The sequence below is a fragment of the Streptomyces sp. SID3212 genome (assembly GCF_009865405.1).
Classification (GTDB): Bacteria; Actinomycetota; Actinomycetes; order Streptomycetales; family Streptomycetaceae; genus Streptomyces.
In genome coordinates this window covers 1-1,684 of record NZ_WWJY01000057.1, presented here as the reverse complement: position 1 = coordinate 1,684, position 1,684 = coordinate 1, and the positions used below count along the sequence as shown (strand labels likewise).

Annotated in this window: 2 protein-coding genes; one reads left to right on the top strand and one right to left on the bottom strand. The window is 75.4% G+C overall.

The features are described from left to right. A partial coding sequence (locus GT042_RS02110; protein WP_161306983.1) for a discoidin domain-containing protein occupies positions 1 to 972 on the top strand: 972 nt, incomplete at its 5' end. A gap of 159 nt (positions 973 to 1,131) precedes the next feature. On the opposite strand, the gene GT042_RS02105 is transcribed toward GT042_RS02110, so the two are convergent. Next, on the bottom strand, positions 1,132 to 1,668 hold the full coding sequence (locus GT042_RS02105) for an HNH endonuclease (RefSeq protein ID WP_161306982.1): 537 nt from the start codon (positions 1,666 to 1,668) through the stop codon (positions 1,132 to 1,134). Positions 1,669 to 1,684: the final 16 nt, after the last annotated feature.

Below are 1,684 nucleotides of genomic sequence, written 5' to 3'. Positions count from 1 at the left end.
CTCGGCCGGGCGAGACCGGTCACCGCGGTGACCGCGATGACCGCCCCGGGCACGGGCGCCGGGGCGAGCGTCGAGGTGCGCGTGCCGGGTGAGGGCTGGCGCCCGCTGGGCCCGCTGTCGACGAGCGGCTGGACGCAGGCGGACGCGAAGGGCCTGCTCGCCGACGCGGTACGGATCGTGTGGCCGGGCGCGGGTCCCGGTTCCGGCGTCTCGGGACCGGGCGCGCCCGCCCCCTCCGTACGGCATGTCGTGCCCTGGTTCGCCGACGAGCCGGGGGCCCGGCTGGACCTGGCACCCCGCGAGGCGGACGCCCAGATCGGCGGGAAGGCGGAGACGGTCGAGGCGCGGCTGGCGGGGCGGCGGCCCGGGGAGGTGCGCGGATCGCTCACCGCGAAGGCGCCGTCCGGCATCCGGGTGACGGTCCCCAGGAGGACCACCGTGCCGCGCGGAGCCCGGACGACCGTTCCCATCGAGGTCGAGGTGAAGGCGGGCACCCCGGCCGGTTCGTACGAGGTGCCGGTCGCCTTCGGCGGGGAGCGGAGCACGCTGACCGTACGGGCCTCGCCGCGCACCGGCGGCCCCGACCTCGCGCGCGGCGCGACCGCCTCGTCCTCGGGCGACGAGACCCCGGACTTCCCGGCGTCGGCCGCGATCGACGGGGACCCCGCCACCCGCTGGTCCTCCCCGGTGGAGGACGGCGCCTGGTGGCAGCTGGAGCTCCCGGCGGCGGCGAGGGTCGGGCAGGTGGTCCTGACCTGGCAGGAGGCGTACGCGCGCCGCTACCGCGTCCAGGTCTCGGCCGACGGGCGCACCTGGCGGACCGCGGCGACGGTCTCGGACGGCCGGGGCGGGCGGGAGGCGATCGGCATGGACGCGAAGGACACCCGGTTCGTACGGGTCCAGGGCGACGCCCGCGCGACGAAGTACGGCTACTCGCTGTTCTCGGCGGAGGTCTACGCGGTGGCGCCGTAGCGGGGGCCCCGGCCGCGGTGGCGCCGTACCGGAAGGACCGGAAGGACCGGAAGGACCGGAAGGACCGGAACGACCGAAAGCGGCACCGGCCCCCGCGCACGCCTCCGATCCCCCCGGCCCACACCCGCCTGACCAGGGGGAACGACAAAGGCCCGGATCTCAGGCTGAAATGCCGTCGATCCGGGCCACCGCGTCCTCCGCGCCGTACGGTTGCAGGTACGGCATCCAGCGCGGGTCACGGTGTCCGGTCCCGATGATCCGCCAGGCGAGGCCGGACGGCGGGGCCGGTTGTTGGTGCAGACGCCAGCCCAGCTCACGCAGGTGCCGGTCGGCCTTGACGTGGTTGCACCTGCGGCACGCGGCCACGACGTTGTCCCACGCGTGCTGTCCCCCGCGGCTGCGGGGGACGACGTGGTCGACGCTGGTGGCGGCGGCGCCGCAGTACATGCAGCGGCCCCCGTCCCTGGCGAAGAGCGCACGACGGGTGAGAGGAACGGGCCCCCGGTAGGGGACCCGCACGAACCGCTTCAGCCGTACCACGCTGGGGGCCGGGACGACGCGGGTCGCGCTGTGCATGAAGGCGCCGGATTCCTCGAGGCTGGTGGCCTTGTTCTCCAGGACGAGGACGAGCGCGCGGCGGAGCGGTACGACGCCGAGCGGCTCGTACGACGCGTTGAGGACCAAGACATGCGGCACGGATGCCTCCTATTAC